1 pseudogene is annotated in these 590 nt (G+C 41.7%); it reads right to left on the reverse strand.

Annotation, left to right across the window (positions count from 1 at the left end):
* Nucleotides 1–590, reverse strand: a pseudogene (locus PAUR_RS00005) (transposase); the annotation flags it as partial.

The following is a 590-nucleotide window of genomic DNA, read 5'->3' on the forward strand; positions in this document are numbered from 1 at the left end:
GCCAATTGTTTAGGTTGCTTGCCTTCTTTGGCATGTTCACAGCGAGTTTTTACACTGGTGTAGTCTGAGGTTTCGGGTGTATCAGCCATTTTGGCTCTAACTGGGTTTAAATCAACATACGCCATACAGGCAGCCAGTGCCGCTTCATCAAGTAAGGCTTGTGATTTAAAACGGCCTTCCCAAAATCGACCCGTACAGTTATCTTCTTTATTCGCTTTTCGGGCAATGCTTTCATTCAGTACCCGCATAAACCAACTGATACTCGCTAAGCGTTCTCTAAATTGTTCAATGTCTTTATTTAAAAAATACTGTTGGGCTGAATCTAGTCGCTCACCTTGAAGGAACTTATGAGACAGTATGGTGCCTTTAAACAGCTTATGCCACCTGATCACAATCGTTTTATCACTCAGTCTTTTAGCTTTTATATCATCTACATACAGCACAGTATGCGTATGGTTGCTCATCACCGCATACGCACACACATCAATACAAAACACTTTGGCAAGTTCAAGTAGTTTATCTTCTATCCAGCCTCTTCTGTGCTCATACGATTGACCTGTTACCTTATCTTCACCACACAAATAAGCACG

The organism is Pseudoalteromonas aurantia 208 (assembly GCF_014858725.1).
Classification (GTDB): domain Bacteria; phylum Pseudomonadota; class Gammaproteobacteria; order Enterobacterales; family Alteromonadaceae; genus Pseudoalteromonas; species Pseudoalteromonas aurantia.